Source organism: Idiomarina sp. 29L, from assembly GCF_004123135.1.
Lineage (GTDB): Bacteria > Pseudomonadota > Gammaproteobacteria > Enterobacterales > Alteromonadaceae > Idiomarina.
On record NZ_SDJS01000002.1, the window covers coordinates 749,617 to 767,136 of the forward strand.

General features: G+C 47.3%; 15 protein-coding genes. 10 read left to right on the top strand and 5 right to left on the bottom strand.

Features of this window, described 5'->3' with window-relative positions:
- Position 1 precedes the first annotated feature (1 nt).
- Positions 2-1,135 (bottom strand): PQQ-dependent sugar dehydrogenase, encoded by a 1,134-nt coding sequence (locus EST55_RS07255; protein ID WP_129496985.1) that lies wholly within the window; start codon positions 1,133-1,135, stop codon positions 2-4.
- A 129-nt stretch (positions 1,136-1,264) separates the two neighbouring features.
- Here EST55_RS07255 and EST55_RS07260 point away from each other — a divergent pair, with 129 nt between their 5' ends.
- Complete coding sequence (locus tag EST55_RS07260) at positions 1,265-2,776, top strand: FMN-binding glutamate synthase family protein (protein ID WP_088767136.1); 1,512 nt, start codon at positions 1,265-1,267, stop codon at positions 2,774-2,776.
- A gap of 10 nt (positions 2,777-2,786) precedes the next feature.
- Here EST55_RS07260 and EST55_RS07265 read toward each other — a convergent pair whose 3' ends face one another.
- Complete coding sequence (locus tag EST55_RS07265) at positions 2,787-3,701, bottom strand: hydrogen peroxide-inducible genes activator (RefSeq protein WP_100691151.1); 915 nt, start codon at positions 3,699-3,701, stop codon at positions 2,787-2,789.
- 147 nt (positions 3,702-3,848) lie between these two features.
- On the opposite strand from EST55_RS07265, the gene EST55_RS07270 reads away from it, so the two are divergent.
- The 6 genes from EST55_RS07270 (at position 3,849) to EST55_RS07295 (ending at position 9,427) form a co-directional block, all read left to right on the top strand.
- Positions 3,849-4,394: a peroxiredoxin gene (locus EST55_RS07270; RefSeq protein ID WP_053954553.1), complete on the top strand. Its 546-nt coding sequence runs from the start codon at positions 3,849-3,851 to the stop codon at positions 4,392-4,394.
- A 14-nt stretch (positions 4,395-4,408) separates the two neighbouring features.
- On the top strand, positions 4,409-4,936 hold the full coding sequence (locus tag EST55_RS07275; protein ID WP_129496986.1) for a carboxymuconolactone decarboxylase family protein: 528 nt from the start codon (positions 4,409-4,411) through the stop codon (positions 4,934-4,936).
- A 128-nt stretch (positions 4,937-5,064) separates the two neighbouring features.
- Positions 5,065-6,297: a Zn-dependent hydrolase gene (locus tag EST55_RS07280; protein WP_129496987.1), complete on the top strand. Its 1,233-nt coding sequence runs from the start codon at positions 5,065-5,067 to the stop codon at positions 6,295-6,297.
- A gap of 66 nt (positions 6,298-6,363) precedes the next feature.
- Entirely contained in the window at positions 6,364-7,800 is a 1,437-nt protein-coding gene (ccoG, locus tag EST55_RS07285) for a cytochrome c oxidase accessory protein CcoG (protein ID WP_129496988.1), read from the top strand.
- Entirely contained in the window at positions 7,793-8,797 is a 1,005-nt protein-coding gene (locus EST55_RS07290) for a serine/threonine protein kinase (protein WP_129496989.1), read from the top strand. Before ccoG ends, EST55_RS07290 begins: the two co-directional genes overlap by 8 nt.
- 12 nt (positions 8,798-8,809) lie before the next feature.
- Positions 8,810-9,427 (top strand): thiol:disulfide interchange protein DsbA/DsbL, encoded by a 618-nt coding sequence (locus tag EST55_RS07295; RefSeq protein ID WP_129496990.1) that lies wholly within the window; start codon positions 8,810-8,812, stop codon positions 9,425-9,427.
- Positions 9,428-9,449: 22 nt separating this feature from the next.
- On the opposite strand, the gene EST55_RS07300 is transcribed toward EST55_RS07295, so the two are convergent.
- Positions 9,450-10,679 carry a mechanosensitive ion channel family protein gene (locus EST55_RS07300; RefSeq protein WP_129496991.1) on the bottom strand — a complete coding sequence of 410 codons (1,230 nt, stop codon included), beginning with the start codon at positions 10,677-10,679 and terminating at the stop codon, positions 9,450-9,452.
- Between the two features lie 11 nt (positions 10,680-10,690).
- Positions 10,691-11,602: an acyltransferase gene (locus EST55_RS07305; protein ID WP_088767144.1), complete on the bottom strand. Its 912-nt coding sequence runs from the start codon at positions 11,600-11,602 to the stop codon at positions 10,691-10,693.
- Positions 11,603-11,726: 124 nt separating this feature from the next.
- On the opposite strand from EST55_RS07305, the gene EST55_RS07310 reads away from it, so the two are divergent.
- The 3 genes from EST55_RS07310 to EST55_RS07320 are packed head-to-tail and all read left to right on the top strand — an operon-like array spanning position 11,727 to position 16,846.
- Positions 11,727-12,329, top strand: a complete 603-nt coding sequence (locus EST55_RS07310; protein ID WP_129496992.1) for a SulA-like SOS-response cell division inhibitor — start codon at positions 11,727-11,729, stop codon at positions 12,327-12,329.
- Entirely contained in the window at positions 12,329-13,738 is a 1,410-nt protein-coding gene (locus EST55_RS07315) for a DNA polymerase Y family protein (protein ID WP_129496993.1), read from the top strand. The genes EST55_RS07310 and EST55_RS07315 overlap by 1 nt, the downstream gene beginning before the upstream one ends.
- A gap of 27 nt (positions 13,739-13,765) precedes the next feature.
- Positions 13,766-16,846, top strand: coding sequence for an error-prone DNA polymerase (locus EST55_RS07320; protein ID WP_129496994.1), 3,081 nt, complete (start codon positions 13,766-13,768; stop codon positions 16,844-16,846).
- Position 16,847: 1 nt separating this feature from the next.
- On the opposite strand, the gene EST55_RS07325 is transcribed toward EST55_RS07320, so the two are convergent.
- Positions 16,848-17,396, bottom strand: coding sequence for a gamma carbonic anhydrase family protein (locus EST55_RS07325; RefSeq protein WP_100692285.1), 549 nt, complete (start codon positions 17,394-17,396; stop codon positions 16,848-16,850).
- Between the last annotated feature and the right edge of the window lie 124 nt (positions 17,397-17,520).

The window sequence follows — 17,520 nt, forward strand, 5'->3', positions numbered from 1 at the left end:
GTTAATCTGCCGGTTTAATTTGAATGATTGAGCCATTGGATTCGTCGGTTAGCAAATAAAGGTAGCCGTCAGGTCCTTGGTTAATGTCACGAATACGCGCATCGATAGCGTCCTCAAACAAGCGTTCTTCGTGCATCATTCGCCCTTCGTATAAGTCTAGTCGAGCCACTAACGAGCTTTTCAGAGCGGCCACGAAAAAGTCACCTTTCCAGTCAGGGAAAGCGTCGCCGGTATAAAAAGTCGCGCCAGCGGTAGCAATTGATGGAACCCAGTAATAAAACGGCTGTTCCATACCTTCTTTCACCGCGTCTTCACTAATAATGGCACCGCCGTAGTCAACACCGTAAGTGATTTCAGGCCAGCCATAATTCTTTCCGGCTTTAGGAATGTTAACTTCGTCGCCACCTTGTGGACCATGCTCCACCGTCCAGAGCTCACCGGTGTCAGGGTGAATGTCAGCACCTTGCACATTGCGGTGGCCATAAGACCAAATCTCGTTTAACGCGTTATCCTGGCCAACAAAGGGGTTATCTTCAGGAATACTGCCGTCGGGCCAAATGCGTACCACTTTACCGTGGTGGTTATCGAGTGTTTGAGCATCATCCATACGTGAATAGCGGTCACCCAAAGTAACGAACAGGTGTCCTTCAGGCGAGAACACCAAGCGCGAACCAAAGTGTGCGTTGCTTTCATACTTAGGCGCCTGGCGGAAAATAACCTCTTTATTGGTAAAAGCTTTATCAACCAGTTTTGCTCTCATAACGGCTGTGCTGTTACCTTTGCCACCGTCTTGTGCCGGCTCCGAGTAGCTAATATATACCCACTGATTATTCTCAAAGTCAGGATCAACAGTTACGTCCAATAAACCGCCTTGGCTTTTGGCGACAACCTCAGGTGTACCACTTATCTTCTCCCGATATTGACCGTTTTCAGACACCCAATAAAGATCCCCGGAACGTTCGGTGACTAACACACTGTTGTCTGGCAAAAATGTCATGCCCCACGGGTTGGTGAAACCGTCAGCAAAAGTGGATACGGTGACTTTATGGCGTTCCGTTTCAACAGTGTCTGCTACCGCCGTCATGCTTGTAGAGGCTGCCAGTAATGCGGTGAATACGAGTTTTCGATTAAACATAAGGGTCTCCTTTGTTTGTCATTATTTTCAGTATACGCCATTCGTTGAAATTTTGATGACTCTTCGCTTGATCTGTTTATGGCTTTAGCCGTTAATAGACGTATTAATCCATAAAAAAGTGCGAATGGGATGAGCGAGAAGCTTTTTGGTACGGACTCTCTTTTGGTATTAGCGCAATGGCTAGCGGCTATTTTTGTGCTTCTTTTTATTACCCTGATTGTGTCTGTTGGTGTGATGTATGTGGTGGATAAAACCCAGAACAAACACACGATTCGACGTAACTACCCTGTTGTGGGGCGTTTTCGTTATATTTTCGAGCGTATGGGCGAATTTATGCGCCAATATTTCTTTGCCATGGACCGCGAAGAAATGCCGTTTAACCGTGCCCAACGCAGTTGGGTGTATCGGGCGGCTAAAAACGCTGACCGAAACGTTGCTTTTGGCTCAACGCGAGACTTAACCCGTACCGGCACCATTATTTTCAGTAATGCGCCCTATCCACCTCTTGCCGAACAAGCAGCGGCGCCCGAACCTGTGCTTATTGGCCCTTACTGTGAAACACCCTATTCCCCCATTTCGTATTTTCACATTTCAGGAATGAGTTACGGTGCTTTGTCGCCGGTGGCGGTTAAATCTTTATCGCAAGGGGCTGAAAAGGCCGGGTGCTGGATGAATACCGGCGAAGGAGGTTTGTCGCCCTATCACCTGGTTGGTCATTGCGACATTGTATTCCAAATGGGAACCGCGAAGTTCGGTGTTCGCGATAAGGAAGGTCGCCTGGATGAAAATCGTTTGGCAGAGCTTGGCCGTCACGACAACGTCAAAATGTTCGAAATTAAGCTCAGTCAGGGGGCAAAGCCAGGCAAAGGCGGTATTTTGCCTGGCATAAAAGTGAATGAAGAAATTGCGCAAATTCGTGGCATCGAAGTTGGTAAAGATGCGATTAGTCCGAATCGTCATCCGGAAATCAGCAACAACGAGGAGCTGCTCGACTTTATTGACAAGGTTCGAACCATTACCGGTAAACCAACGGGTTTTAAATTTGTTATGGGCGATCCGAGCTGGATCGATGAACTGATTGACTCGATTCTAACGCGGGGCGTTGAATCCGCGCCTGACTTCATTACGCTCGACAGCGCGGACGGGGGCACTGGTGCGGCACCACAACCGCTGATGGACTACGTTGGACTAAAAGTATCTGAGAGCCTTCCGGTTTTGGTTGATAAGCTCACGGAAGCGGGCTTGCATGGGCGGGTTCGAGTGGTTGTTTCCGGTAAAATGATAACGCCGGCTGATGTGGCCTGGGCGATTGCGATGGGGGCTGACTTTGTTACGTCTGCCCGAGGTTTTATGTTCTCGTTAGGTTGTATTCAAGCCATGCAATGCAATAAAAACACCTGTCCCACCGGTGTGACAACTGACGACCCTAAACTGATGAAAGGGCTCGATCCAACGGACAAGTGCGTTCGCGTCGCAAACTATCATAAATACATGGAATACGGGGTAAACATCATTGCGCACTCTTGTGGCGTGACTGATCCACGCCAACTCAATCGACGCCATGCCCGGGTGATTAAACCGGACGGCGAAAGCATCAGTCTGGCGGAACGATACCCTCTGCCGCCGGCAAGAAGACGCTAACCGCTTGCGGTTAGCGCAAGGTATTAATTGGCAGTAGTTGGGCTATTTCCTCTGCAACTTTGCGGAATGTCTGACGGCGGCTCGTCGTTGGTCGGTAGACTAACCCAATATCACGCGATGCTTCCTGGCCAGTCGGCTTTAACGGTACTAAGTCGGTATTGCTGAGGATGCCCCGGTCTATCGCCATTTGCGGAATAAAGGTTGCCCCTAAACGAGCGTCTGCCATTTGCACCAGACTGTGCAGGCTGGTGGCAGTAAATGGATTCATTTTTATCGAATCGGTTAACTGACACGCCGCTACCGCGTGACCGGTCATGCAATGCTCTTTTTCCAGCAGGAATATGCTTCTGTCCGGAAGCTTGTCGTAATCGACTGGCTCACCAAGGCTGTCCGCCAAGTCTTTGTGGACAACCAGTTTAAAAGGGTCACGACCGAGTACCCATTTTTGATTGCCCTGGATATCCATGGGGAGAGCCAGTAGTAAAATATCGAGTTCACCGTTTTTCAGTCGCAGCAATAAGTTCTGAGTCGTGTCTTCGGAAATCTGCAATAGCAACTTAGGGTATAAGTCCTGCAACTGCTTGCTTAACTGGCCAATGATAAAAGGTGCGATAGTGGGTATAACGCCTAGTCGCAGCGGACCTTCCATCACATTGCCCTGGCCTTGGGCGTAATGGCTCAGTTCTTCGGCAGCACTTAAAATTTGCCGTGCACGTTCAACCACTTCTTCACCTAATGCCGTAAACAAAAACGACTTATGGTCACGCTCAATGAGCTGACAGCCCAATTGCTCTTCTAAGTTTTGAATACCGCTACTTAACGTCGACTGGCTGACATTACATTCAGCTGCCGCGCGATTGAAATTTTGCTCTTGATGCAACGCCAGCAAATAACTGAGGTTTTTTAAACTGGGTAATTTGCTCATGGTTTTCCCTTTGCAATGAACTTAATTGGTATTTCCGATTATCATAATCCGTTTTATTCGTTTTATCCAATGTGCCCCCATCCGTACACTAGCTCTCGACTCGTTAAGGAACGAATAAATTTAAATCCCAATTTAAGGAGACACCTTATGTTAACAGTAGGCGATAAGTTACCAGAATTCAGCGTTGTTGCAGCAAAACCTAAGTTCAACATGCCTGAAGAAAACGGCGAAAGCGCGTTCGAAACCATCGACAACAGCAGCTTTGCCGGGAAATGGAAAATTATTTTCTTCTACCCAAAAGACTTCACTTTTGTTTGCCCAACCGAAATTGTTGAGTTCGCAAAATTGAACGAAGACTTCGCAGACCGTGACGCGGTTGTTATGGGCGGCAGCACAGACAACGAATTTGTGAAATTAGCATGGCGCCGTGAGCACCCTGATCTTGACCGTTTGAACCAGTACTCTTTCGCAGACAACGGCTCTTTAGTCGACGGCCTGGGCGTACGTGACAAAGAAGAAAACGTCGCTTTGCGTGCAACTTTTGTTGTTGACCCGCACAACGTGATTCAACACGTATCGGTCAACAACCTGAACGTGGGTCGTAACCCAGCAGAAATTCTGCGTATTTTAGACGGTTTACAAACTGACGAACTGTGCCCATGTAACCGCGCAGTTGGTGGCGACACGCTTTAATAAGGAGTTAATCCATGTCAATTGCCGATTATAAGCAGTTACTCGGTGACCACAGCAAGGATACCAAGCTGAACCTGTCGAGTTTGTTCTCGAATGTGGAAGCGTCAGGCTTAACGGCTGACCAGTTCTACGGAACAGCGCTTTCTTTGGTGTACAGCTTGGCAGATAACGAGCTTATCGAAGCTGTGGAGGAAGAAGCCGAAGGTAAAATCGAAGACAATGTGAAGACAGCGGCAAAAACCGCAGCGTCTTTAATGGCCATGAACAACGTGTACTACCGGTTCCTGCACTTATCGAGCGATAAGCAGTTTGGCAAAATGCCAGCCGGTTTGCGCATGAACGCAATGGCTAACCCGGGTGTTGATAAAGCCGACTTTGAGCTTTTCTCACTGGCAGTGTCAGCACTGAACGGATGTGGAATGTGCATTGACTCGCACGTGCAAACGTTAATGAAACACGACGTAACAGCACAAGCGATTCAATCATCCATTAAGTTGGCGGCGGTACTTAATGCAGCTTTGACTGCACGCAAACTGTCGTAAACCCTCTAGGGGCTCCCCTTTGCCCCATGCAACGCTTGCCCGCACTGTCATGGTGCGGGCTTTTTTATGTTCGTTTGGTTGCTATGCAGGTTTTGTCCTAAGCTTAAAACAAATGCGAAGGAGGAACTATGCAAGGCATTAATGCTGATCGCTTAAAAAAATCTGTCCTGGAATTATCCAATATTGGTTATAACGAAAACGACCATGGTGTGTACCGGTGGGGCTTCACTGACGCCGACATGGAGGCTCGACAATGGATGATGGAACAAGCCAAAGCCGAGGGTTTTGAAACTTTTATGGACGGTGCCGGCAATGTTTTTTTCGGCATCGGCGACTTTACCCAGAAGCCGGCTGTACTCACCGGGTCTCACCTCGATACTGTTCCCGCTGGTGGTATTTTTGATGGTGCTTTAGGTGTGCTGGCCGGCTTCGAAGTTTTGCGCTCGATCAAAGAAAACGATATTAAATTGAAGCATCCTGTCTGGGTAGTCGGTACGGCCGAAGAAGAAGGTCGCTTTGGTGGTATGATGGGCTCGCAGGCAATAGCGGGCGTTATAAACCCGGACTGGTTAATGTCAGCGCACGATGCCGACAATGTGTACTTGAAAGATGCTATGGCTGCACACGGTATGAATGTGATGGATGTACTGGATGCCGCCTGGCCACCGGAGCGACTTAAAGCGTTTTATGAGCTGCATATTGAGCAAGGGCCGGTGTTGTTCCAAAAGGAAATAACCATTGGTGCTGTGGAAGGTATTTCCGGTGTTTTCAAATGGATAGTGCACTTAAAAGGTAAAGCCGACCATGCCGGTACAGCTCCGATGAATATGCGCAGCGATGCGTTTATGGGATTGGCCGACTTTGCCCATGAAATTGACCGAATTATTGCTGAAGATGGCACGGACAAAACCCGAATTACCGTGGGTAAAGTCGACTTAAAACCCGGCAGTCCCCATACCGTGCCGGGGGAAGCCATTTTTACCATTGTCGGGCGTGATATGAGCAATGAGGTGATGAAAGAGCTGGCTGACTCGTGCAATAAAGCCCTGTCAGCCATTGCGCGAAAACACCGGCTGAAGTTTGAGTATGAGCAAGTGAGTTGGCTGAACCCTAAAGACTGTTCAACGGCACTGACTCAGAAAATTTTAGATAAGGCCAAAGCACGTAAGTATTCGTGTTTGAAAATGCCCAGCGGTGCCGGTCACGACACACAGTTTTTGGCGGAATTAACCGATGCCGGGCTTATTTTTATACCGTCTGTTAACGGCGTCAGTCATGCGCCTGACGAGTGGTCGCATTGGCATGATGTGGAAGCAGGTTGTAACATACTTTTTGATTGTATAATTGATTCAGCTCAGTGAGCTGCGCCAGGCAGTATGATCCGTTATACTAGGCGCACCTCGCTGTGACACTAAGTGGTATTGTTCATGGAACAAAAGCAAAAGATAACGGTTCAGTCTGCGGACAAAGTTAAAATCCAGCGCCCCGACGGACAAAAGCACAACAACAATTACTCTCCTCGCAGCCGCATTTATGTGCGTAGCGTAAAAGGTGCTCTAGAGTACTTCAGGCGCAGCTTTGGTTTTATTCTCCTGGGCGTATTTGCTTTGTTGCCCTGGCTCACTTATCAGGGTGAGCAGGCTATTTTGCTTGATATTATGGAGCAACGCTTCCGAATTTATGGACTGACCCTGTGGCCTCAGGATTTCACCGTAGTTGCCTGGTTTTCCATTGTCGCGGCGGTTGCTCTGTTTTTTGTAACGACGATATTTGGCCGAGTCTGGTGTGGCTTTATGTGCCCGCAAACCACCTGGACCTTTATTTTCATGTGGTTTGAAAAGAAGTTTGAAGGGCCGCGAAATAAGCGTATTAAGCTTGATGAACGAAAAATGGATTTCGACAAACTGTGGCGCAAAACCGCTAAGCAGGTAAGTTGGGTCCTGGTCGCTTTATTGACCTCTATGACCTTTGTTGGCTACTTTACCGATATTCGTGAACTCTTTATTAATTTCTTCACATTAGACGCCGGCTTTTGGGCTACGTTCAGCGTGCTTTTCTTTACCTTCTGTACCTACGGAAACGCCGGTTATATGCGCGAAATTATGTGTACGCACATGTGCCCGTACGCTCGCTTTCAGTCAGCTATGTTCGATAAAGACACTTACACAGTCTCTTACGATGCCGAACGCGGTGAACCGCGCGGACCTCGTTCGCGAAAAGTGGACCCTGACGAAAAAGGGTTGGGCCATTGTATAGACTGTTATATGTGCGTGCAGGTTTGCCCTACCGGTATCGATATCCGTAACGGACTTCAGTATGAATGTATAGATTGCGGGGCTTGTATCGATGCCTGTAATGACGTGATGGACAAAATGAATTACCCACGCGGCCTTATCCGTTTCACCACAGAACGTAATTTGGCGGCAAAAGAGAAAAAACAGAAGACCAACCCGTGGCGCATGAAAAGTATTGGTTACTTTATTATGTTGCTGGCGGTAAGTGCTGTCTTGATATGGGATGTAGCGACGCGTATTCCGTTGGAAGTCGACGTGCTTCGTGACCGTAATCAGTTGTATCGTGAGAACATTGAAGGTCAAATTGAAAACGTCTTCACCCTTAAGTTAGTGAATAAATCGCAGCAAGACCAGACATACCGAATAGAAGTCAAAGGTTTTGAACAGTTCGAACTTATTGGAGAAACGACAAAAGACGTTTCTGCCGGTGAGGTAGGTACAATGCCGGTGACATTGGCGGTACCCCCGACTTTATTAGATGGCCAGGTGACAGAGTTTTACTTTGTGGTGACAGCCGTTGATAATGCGGACATCACAACTGAGCACCAAAGCCGTTTCTTATATGAGTAATTTACTGGATCATTCGTCAGACTTTGCATTTCAGGGTCTGACGCCAGATATTGTTGTTAATGCGCTGGAATCTGTCGGACTGTATCCTGCTTCGGGACTGCTGGCGCTTAACAGCTATGAAAATCGCGTGTATCAATTCACCGACGATGATCGCAAGCGCTACGTTGCGAAATTCTACCGTCCCAGCCGCTGGACCACAGAACAAATACAAGAAGAGTTAAATTTTGTTGAAGAGCTGGCGCAAGCGGAAGTGCCTGCAGTGTCGGCTTTGGAACTACAAGGTCAGCGCCTGCATGAATTCGACGGTTATCGCTTTTGTGTCTACCCAAGCGTTGGCGGACGCGCTTTTGAGCCTAATGATTTAGACCAGTTAGAGCGGCTGGGTCGCCAAATTGGCCGAATGCATGCGGTTGCAAAAGCCGGCCGTTTTGAAAGCCGTGAGACAATTACTTATGACGGTTTCGTTGCGCAGTCAGTGGTCGAGCTGAAGCAGTCTGAGTTGCTGCCCGCAGAGTTAAAAAACGCTTTTTTTGCCATTTTGGACCCGTTAGCAGAGCGTCTAAAAAGCACGCCACTGAATCAATTTGAGTTTCAGCGCTTGCATGGTGACTGTCATATCGGCAATATTCTTCAGTACGATGAAAAACTGACTTTTGTGGATTTTGACGACTGCCGAACAGGCCCAGCAGTGCAAGATCTCTGGATGATGCTAAGTGGTCCAAAAGAAGAGCAGACGCTGCAGCTTGATGCGTTAGTCTGTGGTTATGAAGATTTTTGCGATTTTGACACCGACCAAGCTGTTTTAATTGAACCTTTGCGCAGTTTCAGAATCATTCAATATATGGCATGGTTGTCGCGTCGTTGGCAAGACAGTGCCTTTCAGCGGGCGTTTCCGTGGTTTGCGGAAAACCGTTACTGGGAGCAGCAAATTCTTGCGCTAAAAGAACAACTGGCGGGGCTTGACGATGCGCCGCTGAACCTTGGTTTTAATGGATAACAGGAAGACGTAATGAAAAATTGGTTAGTCAGTATTATTGGCTCTTTATTGTTAGTCGTTGGGGTGGCTCAGGCTCAAGACTTTGAAGAAGGTGTTCACTATGAAGTGATTAGCGACGAAGCGACCAGCAAACCTGAAATTACAGAGTTCTTTTCATTTTATTGTGTGCATTGCTACCGGTTTGAACCTATCGCTAAAGAGATGAAGTCAGAATATCCAAATGCGTTTCAAAAAGCCCACGTGTCTTTTATCAGCCCGCGCGGTAATGTTGGCGAGGAAATGACTCAGGCGTTTGTGGTAGCGGAAAAGCTGGGTAAAAGCGACGAACTGTCAGCGGCTATTTTTGATTACAACTTCGTTAAAAATAATATGCTGACCAGCAAGGAAGACATTCGTAACGTATTTATTGTCAACGGTGTTTCTGGCGAAGAGTTTGATAAAGCAATGAAAAGTTTCACGGTAAGAACGGCTGCCGCGAGAATGGATCGCCGAGCGACTAATTTAGGTGTTAATGCAACTCCAACTTTTATCGTTAATGGTAAGTATAAAATGCTGCCACAGGGCTTCCGTGACAGTGATGACTTTGCCGGTGACTTTACGGATCTGGCAGGCTACTTATTAGAGAAGTAACCTGCCTGGACAGTAAGAAGCTTTAAGGGTTGTACTTACAATAAGCGCCTTCTTCATTTTTGGAGAAGGCGTTTTGATTATTCAGGTACTGATAATGCCGTAAGCCAAATTCCGGTAATACGCTGTATAAGTGCTCAACAATAGAGCTTTGAATCGCTTCGTATTTGGTCCAGGCAGTTTCTTTTGAAAACGCGTAAATTTCTAATGGAATCCCTGCTGCTGTAGGCTGCATTAGCCTTGCCATGCAAGTTAAGTCTTCGTGCACTTTCGGGTGGTTTTTCAAGTAGCCATCGGCAAAGATTCGAAATGCTGTCAGGTTACTGACTGGCTTTTCTAAGTCATTCTCTTTGAGCCACTCATCCACCGACTTCCCAAAATACGTATCAACAACCTTTTCGAGCTCATCGTCAGACAGTAGTTTTGAGCTATCCAGATCAATCATCAGGGAACGTTTCATGCGGCGCCCGCCAGTTTCAATCATGCCTTGCCAGTTCTTGAAGGACTGATGAATCAGCACATAGGTTGGCAGGTACACAATGGTTTTATCCCAGTTTTCGACTTTAAGCGTAATAAGCCCGACTTCTTGTATGGTGCCATCAACATTGTGATCAGGCAGCTCTATCCAGTCGCCTATTGCAACCATGCGGTTAGTGGCAAGCTGAACACCAGCGACAAAGCCCATCAGTGTGTCTTTGAACACCACCATGAGTATGGCGGTCATGGCACCAAAGCCGCTGAGCAAGTACATGGGCGACTTATTCATGATAATAGCCACGGTAATAATAATGGCCATTAGCACCAGAACCAATTTAACAACCTGGATAACGCCTGTTATTGGCACGTCTCGTGTTTTTGGCGTGTAGTCGTAAGCTATCGACACAAAGTTAGCAATAGAGGTCAGAATACTAGTGATAACCCAGGTAAGATAAATACCAACAGCGGTTTGCAGTGGTGACTGCCAGCTTTCGAAGTCACCAGTGAACAGAACTGGAATAAAGCTGTTAATAATAACGACCGGTGCTAAGTTAGCGCAACGCTTAAAGAACCCGCTATCGACCAGTGCGCGATACCAGCGTTCAGGCGCTTTTCGCAAGGCGCGCTCAATAGCGTGATCAAACACCCAGCGAGCAATCGTGTAAGTAATATAACTGGCGACCAGAATAATGGTGACACCGATAACCAGGCTGAGACCCTGCAAATTGTTCTCAATGCCCATACTCTCCAGCCATTGCCTTACAAACTTAAAGTCCATTGCAACGTTCCTTATCGGTTTTCCGTGATGGTTTTACGGATAGCACTAATGGTTTGATCTTTCTCGTGCCAACGCAAGTTAAGCCAGTTTTGAAAGTGCTCTTTAAACTCTGGGTCATTAGCGTAGTCGCCAATTAAGTCTGCTGTAACCGGCAGCGTTTTGATATCCACATAAACGTTTTTGAGTCGCCCGGTGAGTAAATGCCAAACAACGGGACGCGAGTCGTTACCCGGGTAAACAATAGTGACGTCTAAAATGGCCTCAAACTGTTCACCCATGATTTGCATAGAAAAGGCGGTGCCGCCCGCTTTTGGAGGAAGTAGATTTTTAAACGGGCTGTTCTTTTTCTTATGTTTCTCTGGTGTGAAACGAGTACCTTCGCAGAAATTAACAACGGTTGTCGGAATATGTCGGAATTTAGCGCACGAGCGTGTCGTGGTTGCGATATCTTTGCCTTTAAGATGAGGTTTTTTCTTTATCAGTTCCTTTGAGTAGCGCTTCATAAAAGGCATGTCTAGAACCCAGCAGCCCCAACCGATAACCGGTATCCACATAAGCTGAGATTTCAGGAAGAAGCGGGGTGTTGGCATATGGCGGCGAGTGAGGTGCATCAGCACAAGCACATCCACCCAGCTGCGGTGGTTTGCCATGACCATGTACCAGCCGTTTTCGTGAAGATCTAAGTCGCCTTTTATATGCCATTCCATGCGTTGAGTCAGTTGGAACATCATTGACATACAGTAAGCCCAGATGCGGAATAGACCGTTAGCAGCGGCTGAACACAAACGCTGAGTTACAGGAAAAGGCAAAAGAATTTTGAAAACACCAACACCGATAATCGAAACGCCAATAATAGCGGTTGTGATAACTCCCCACAGCAAGTGAGCGACGACTCTGAAGGGAATAAGTAACGATGTCAGCATATTTACTGGTGCCTTCCTAAAAGTGAATAGTTTCAGAAATAATAACGTAAGCCGTGCTTTATGTCTGTTGCGAAAGGGTAAAAAATAATGATACTGTATATATATACAGTATTAAGGGGTTAGCATGCAGCCAAATCTACAGCGACTGATAGAACAAGGGGTTGTTTGGCAAGGGCAGACAAAAGCGGAACAAACGACCGGCTATGTAAAAACAGGTTTTTCAAAGCTTGATGAGCTCTTAGGTGGCGGCTGGCAAACTCCCGGGTTACATGAGTGGCAATTGAGTGACCCATTTTCTGAGCAGCGGCTGTTGCTGCCATTGGCGCAACAAGCCATTGAACGGGGGCTCGCCGTATTTTGGGTGAATCCACCTGCGCAGTTGTCCGCAGCTGGCCTTCATTATCATGGTTTAGGTGATGCGATGCATATCGTGGTTGAAGCCAAACAGAATGATGCGTGCTGGGCACTTGAGCAGATATTGCGAACCAAAAACACCATGGCTTTTGCCTGGCTTTCGCAAAAAGAAACGACAGCTTCAAACGTTCGGCGTTGGTATAAAGCGGCGGAATCCGGGCAAACAGGCATAGTCATTACTGAATTTAGCCATAATCTTGAAGCTCGTCCCTATAGTAACCGATTAAAAGTACGTTTAACGGAAGGTGGTTTCGCTCTGGATATTTTAAAGCGCAAGTCGGGTTGGCCTGTTGAGAATATCGAGTTGAAGTAATGTGGTTATATTGTCATTTCCCCCAATTACAGCTGGATAATTTACTGATATCTCAGCCTGAATTTGCAAAACAGGCGGTAGCGCTTTACCGGGTGAAAAATGGACAATCTCTTATTGAACAAACTAATTTGGTTGCGCAAGAGGCCGGTGTCAGTCGCGGCATTTCCAGTGTTATGGCAATAGCACTTTGTGAATCGTTGTTACTGAAAGAGTATGAAGCAGAAAAAGAAGAAAAGCTCCTTTCAGCGGTCGCCGATCACCTTTATCAATGGGCGGCGAAGTTGATTTTGGATCCGCCACAAGGAATATACCTAGAGCTGAAGAGCATCGAAAAGCTGTATGGAGGTTTGTCGAATACGGTCAGAACACTGAACTTGGCCGTTCAACAGTTGGGTTTCCTGTGCCAGCGAGCCGTTGCGAAGAATACACTAGCAGCCAGAGTTTTGGCTCAGGCAAACACACCACTGGTTATTAATAAAGTGCAAGCCGAGCGTCAGTTAAAAGATTTGTCCATAAAAAATAGCGGGTTGCCGAATAAAATAATTCGGAACTGTTTATCGGTGGGTATTTTTTCCATTGGTGATTTATTGACTATTCCCACTAGTGATATTGGCCGTCAGTTCGGAAAAGACACATTGGTGTATGTGCAAGCGTTAAGAGATGACCTGAACATTCAGCGGGCAAATCACTTTTATGAGCCATCAGAGCACTTCTTTCAACAAATCGATTTAGTCTCAGAGGTCTCTAATTGGCAAGGCTTGCGTTTCCCTATGAAACGCTTGCTTAATGACTTGGAGAGCTTTTTATACCAACGCCAAAAGGCGGTTCAACATATCACGTTTCAACTTTTCCAACGGGATAACCACTGTACAGAGTTGAGTGTATCAACAGCTACGGCCAGTTGGCGCGCTCATAGCTTTTGGTCATTGTTGCAACTGAAAATGGAGCGTTCGCCTTTAGCCGCTCCTGTTTTGGAGCTTTCTTTAAAGGCATCCGAGTTCTCGCAACTGAGTGCAAAAAGTCAGCACTTTTTTCATGAGGCTCAGGATACCCAGAGCTTATTTCCGCTTATTGGCAAGTTACAGGTGAAACTGGGCGAGCGTGCGGTTTATACCCCGGCCATTAGCGATGATCCCAGACCCGGTTTTAATGAATGTCGACAACCACCCTGCCGTTCCCAAGCGCCCTCTATAACGCCAATTAAGAGACCTCTTTGGTTACAACGAGAGCCGCAGCCAGTCAATTTGAATGAATGGCGTTTACAGGCAGGACCAGAAAGAAAACATTGTGGTTGGTGGGACTCTCAGACTATACAGCGGGATTACTGGTTAGCGATGGATACACAGCATCGCAAAGGTTGGCTTTTCTATGAGTCAGGCCATTGGTATTTGCAGGGCTGGTTTAGCTGAGCTGCCGGTGAAACGTGAGGCTGAATTATGGTGTTCGCAGAGTTACATGCACTGAGTCATTACAGTTTTCTGCGCTCTTCCGCTGCGCCGGAAGCTTTAGTGCGCCGGGCGGATGAATTGGAGTACGCCGCTATAGCCATTACCGATGAGTGCTCTGTTGCTGGGGTGGTAAAAGCTTACGAAGAAGCCCAGCAGCGAGACATTAAACTGATTATAGGCAGCGAGTTTCGTATTGTTGATTACGGCACTTTTGTTGTTATTGCGCCAACCCGGGGCGCCTATGCTGAGTTGAGTCAGAAAATTACCGAGTTTCGGGGGCGCTCAAAGAAGGGTCACTATCAGGCAAGCATAGATGATTTCTTCTCTGGTTTTGGTGAGTGTCTATTATTATGGCTTCCTGACCTTCGCCAACCGCAATTAGTGGCAACTGGGAAAAAGCTTAGCAGCGTCTGGTCGTCACGGTTTTGGCTATTGTATGAACGCCACTATCAGGCCGATGACAGTGAAACATTCAGCGCACTAGTGGAACTTAAGAAGTCGCTGCATGCAAAAGTGGTCTGTGCAACCGGTGTGGTGATGGCCGCAGAACACGAACAGCCACTGCTGGATACTATGCGAGCCATAGGTAGTGGCCAAAACCTATACGAAAATAGCGGGGTCGCAAGTGCCAATGCAGAGCGTCACCTGCGGAGCCTTCAAGAGTTAAAACAATGCTACCCCGCCGCATGGATGAAAGAGTCTGTGGATATTGCAGAGCAATGCCGCTTTTGTTTGTCCGAACTTCGTTATGAATACCCTGCGGAGCTTACCCCAAGAGGCATGTCCGCGACCCATTACCTACGACAGCTAACCGAAGAAGGGGCTCGGCGACGCTACCCGGAAGGTATTCCTGAAAGCGTTCAAGCACAGTATGAGAAAGAGCTGGCACTGATACGGGAAATGCAATACGAAGCATTTTTTCTAACCATCTACGATCTGGTTCAGTTTGCCAGTAACCAAGATATTTTATATCAGGGGCGAGGCTCAGCGGCTAACTCGGTGGTTTGCTTTTGTTTAGGCATTACTGCAGTTAACCCATCGCAAATTGAGGTGTTGTTCGAGCGGTTTATTTCTAAGGAGCGTAACGAACCGCCGGACATTGATGTCGACTTTGAACACGAGCGCCGGGAAGAAATCATTCAGTATATTTACCAGAAATATACTCGAAAGCGAGCTGCATTGGCGGCAACAGTGATTACTTATCGGTTTAAAAGCGCCTTCCGTGATGTAGGCAAAGCATTGGGCTTTTCTGAGCAACAATTGCAGTTTTACAGCCAAAACCTAGATACCAGAGATAAAGAAGACAGTTGGCAGGAGCAGCTAATACAGCAACATCCAGGTGTGTTTCGGTCTAAAAAAGGCACACTACTGTTGTCATTGGTTGAACAGCTAAAAGGGACGCCACGACATTTGTCTCAGCATGTTGGTGGTTTTGTTATAGCTTCTGACGATGTTGCCCGGTTAGTGCCGGTGGAAAATGCGTCCATGCCCGAGCGCACTGTTATTCAGTGGGATAAGACCGACTTAGAAACACTGGGTCTTTTAAAGGTCGATGTGCTGGCGCTGGGTATGCTCACTGCCTTACGAAAGATGCTGGCGCTAGTGAATGAAAAAGGCTTAATCGATAGTCAGCCGTTAACACTTGCTCGTATACCACAAGAAGATCAACGCGTTTATCAGCAGCTGCACCAAGCCGATTCTATGGGCATTTTCCAAATTGAGTCGAGAGCTCAAATGACGATGCTGCCAAGGTTGAAACCCAAAACGTTTTACGACTTGGTGATTCAAATCGCTATCGTCAGACCGGGCCCTATTCAGGGCGATATGGTTCACCCTTATTTGCGACGTAGAGATGGTCTTGAGCAAGTCGATTACCCGAGCAGAGAAGTGAAGTCGGTATTAAAGCGCACGTTAGGCGTTCCTATTTTTCAGGAGCAAGTTATTAAACTGGCTATGGTTGCGGCGGGCTTTACTGGTGGAGAGGCTGATCAGCTGCGCCGGGCTATGGCCTCTTGGGGGAAGCGGGGGCAACTGACGCATTTCGAGCATAAGCTTATAAAAGGAATGCTGGAGCGAGGCTATACGCGGGACTTTGCAGAGCGCTTATTTCGGCAAATTTGTGGTTTCGGGCAGTACGGCTTCCCTGAGTCCCATTCTGCCAGTTTTGCCAACCTTGCCTATGCGTCAGCCTGGTTTAAAACGCATTATCCTGCCGCATTTTATGTCGGTTTACTGAATAGCTTGCCGATGGGCTTCTATTCAGCATCGCAGTTGGTACAGGACGGGCAACGACACCGCGTGACATTTTTACCGGCTGATATAAATCATAGCCAGTGGGACTACGAGTGGCTTAGCGATAACCCTAATGTTGTCAGAATTGGACTGCGGCAAATAAAGAGCCTGTCGGAGTCTCGCCTGAAAGAGGCGTTAAAAAGCCGGCCCGAATCAGGCTTTAAAGGACTCAAAAGCTTAGAAGATGCTGGATTGAATAAGTTCGATATTCAGGCTCTGGCTAAAGCAGACGCGTTACGAAGTGTTTTAGGTCATCGGTATCAGGCTCACTGGGAATGTCTCAGCGAACGGGACGATCAAATGCCGTTATTTGCTCACGTACAAGAGGTCTCTAGCCGTGAGGTACAAGCACCACAAGAAGTCGAAGACATAAAGGCCGACTATGAAACACAGGGGCTCAGCTTAAGAAGGCACCCCATTACCTTATTAAGGGCGCACTCAAAAGAATTAAGTCGATGCGTTGTTGCTGAAGAGTTAGCTGGCTGTCGCTCTGGTCAGGTATTATCCGTAGCGGGTTTAGTGACTTGTCGGCAGCGACCGGGTACAAGTAGTGGCGTCACCTTTTTTACCTTAGAAGATGAAACGGGGAACATCAATGTCGTGGTGTGGGCGCATACAGCTAGGCAGTTTAGGCAAGCCTATTTAACCAGCAAGCTGTTATGGGTAAAAGGTGTTGTCGAAATTAAATCGGGCGTCGTTCATGTTATAGCGGGGAGGTTAAAAGACTTAACCTCCCTACTCAACATAGAACGCATTGATAACCGACGGTTTCACTGAATTAGGAAACAGGACTGACTTGCAGTAAGTAATCATCTTTTAAGTCGACGTAGTTTTGCGCGGACTGACTGAGAAACGCAGCCTCGCCTTTATTGAGTTTGCGTTTCTTTTCGACCGGGCTTCCGACATATAAGTACCCACTTTCAAGACGCTTACCTGGCGGTACAAGACTCCCGGCACCGATGATGACATCATCTTCAACAACCACATCATCCATGATGACAGCAGACATACCAACGAGTATGCGGTTGCCCAGTTGACAGCCATGAAGCATGCAATGATGCCCTACGGTAACTTCGTCACCGATAATTAGAGGATGGCCATCTGGATTTGATGGTGACTTACGGGTCACGTGTAATACCGTTCCGTCCTGAATATTGGTTCTTTTGCCAATGCTTATTGAGTTCACATCACCCCGGGCAGCAACCATAGGCCAGATACTGCTGTCGTCCCCCAGCGTTACATTGCCTACGATAACCGCACTTGGATCTAAATAGACGCGTTCGCCAATTATAGGCTCATGCTCCTGATAACTGCGTAAGTCTGCCATATTGGGCTCCAACGTTAATAAAGCGTTACTCATTTTATAGCAGATGATGCGAGTAAGATCATGCATCGCCTTATTCTGCACATAAAAACAGCGTGTTGCTGAAACTTTACGCAGTCAGCAAAAA

Excerpts from the sequence above, each read along its gene's own strand:
- EST55_RS07275 (WP_129496986.1), top strand. The coding sequence starts at position 4,409 with ATGTCAATTGCCGATTATAAGCAGTTACTCGGTGACCACAGCAAGGAT.
- EST55_RS07325 (WP_100692285.1), bottom strand. The coding sequence starts at position 17,396 with ATGGCAGACTTACGCAGTTATCAGGAGCATGAGCCTATAATTGGCGAA.
- EST55_RS07265 (WP_100691151.1), bottom strand. The coding sequence starts at position 3,701 with ATGAGCAAATTACCCAGTTTAAAAAACCTCAGTTATTTGCTGGCGTTG.
- EST55_RS07260 (WP_088767136.1), top strand. The coding sequence starts at position 1,265 with ATGAGCGAGAAGCTTTTTGGTACGGACTCTCTTTTGGTATTAGCGCAA.
- EST55_RS07295 (WP_129496990.1), top strand. The coding sequence starts at position 8,810 with ATGAAAAATTGGTTAGTCAGTATTATTGGCTCTTTATTGTTAGTCGTT.
- EST55_RS07255 (WP_129496985.1), bottom strand. The coding sequence starts at position 1,135 with ATGTTTAATCGAAAACTCGTATTCACCGCATTACTGGCAGCCTCTACA.
- EST55_RS07270 (WP_053954553.1), top strand. The coding sequence starts at position 3,849 with ATGTTAACAGTAGGCGATAAGTTACCAGAATTCAGCGTTGTTGCAGCA.
- EST55_RS07305 (WP_088767144.1), bottom strand. The coding sequence starts at position 11,602 with ATGCTGACATCGTTACTTATTCCCTTCAGAGTCGTCGCTCACTTGCTG.
- EST55_RS07315 (WP_129496993.1), top strand. The coding sequence starts at position 12,329 with ATGTGGTTATATTGTCATTTCCCCCAATTACAGCTGGATAATTTACTG.
- EST55_RS07290 (WP_129496989.1), top strand. The coding sequence starts at position 7,793 with ATGAGTAATTTACTGGATCATTCGTCAGACTTTGCATTTCAGGGTCTG.
- ccoG (WP_129496988.1), top strand. The coding sequence starts at position 6,364 with ATGGAACAAAAGCAAAAGATAACGGTTCAGTCTGCGGACAAAGTTAAA.
- EST55_RS07280 (WP_129496987.1), top strand. The coding sequence starts at position 5,065 with ATGCAAGGCATTAATGCTGATCGCTTAAAAAAATCTGTCCTGGAATTA.
- EST55_RS07300 (WP_129496991.1), bottom strand. The coding sequence starts at position 10,679 with ATGGACTTTAAGTTTGTAAGGCAATGGCTGGAGAGTATGGGCATTGAG.
- EST55_RS07320 (WP_129496994.1), top strand. The coding sequence starts at position 13,766 with ATGGTGTTCGCAGAGTTACATGCACTGAGTCATTACAGTTTTCTGCGC.
- EST55_RS07310 (WP_129496992.1), top strand. The coding sequence starts at position 11,727 with ATGCAGCCAAATCTACAGCGACTGATAGAACAAGGGGTTGTTTGGCAA.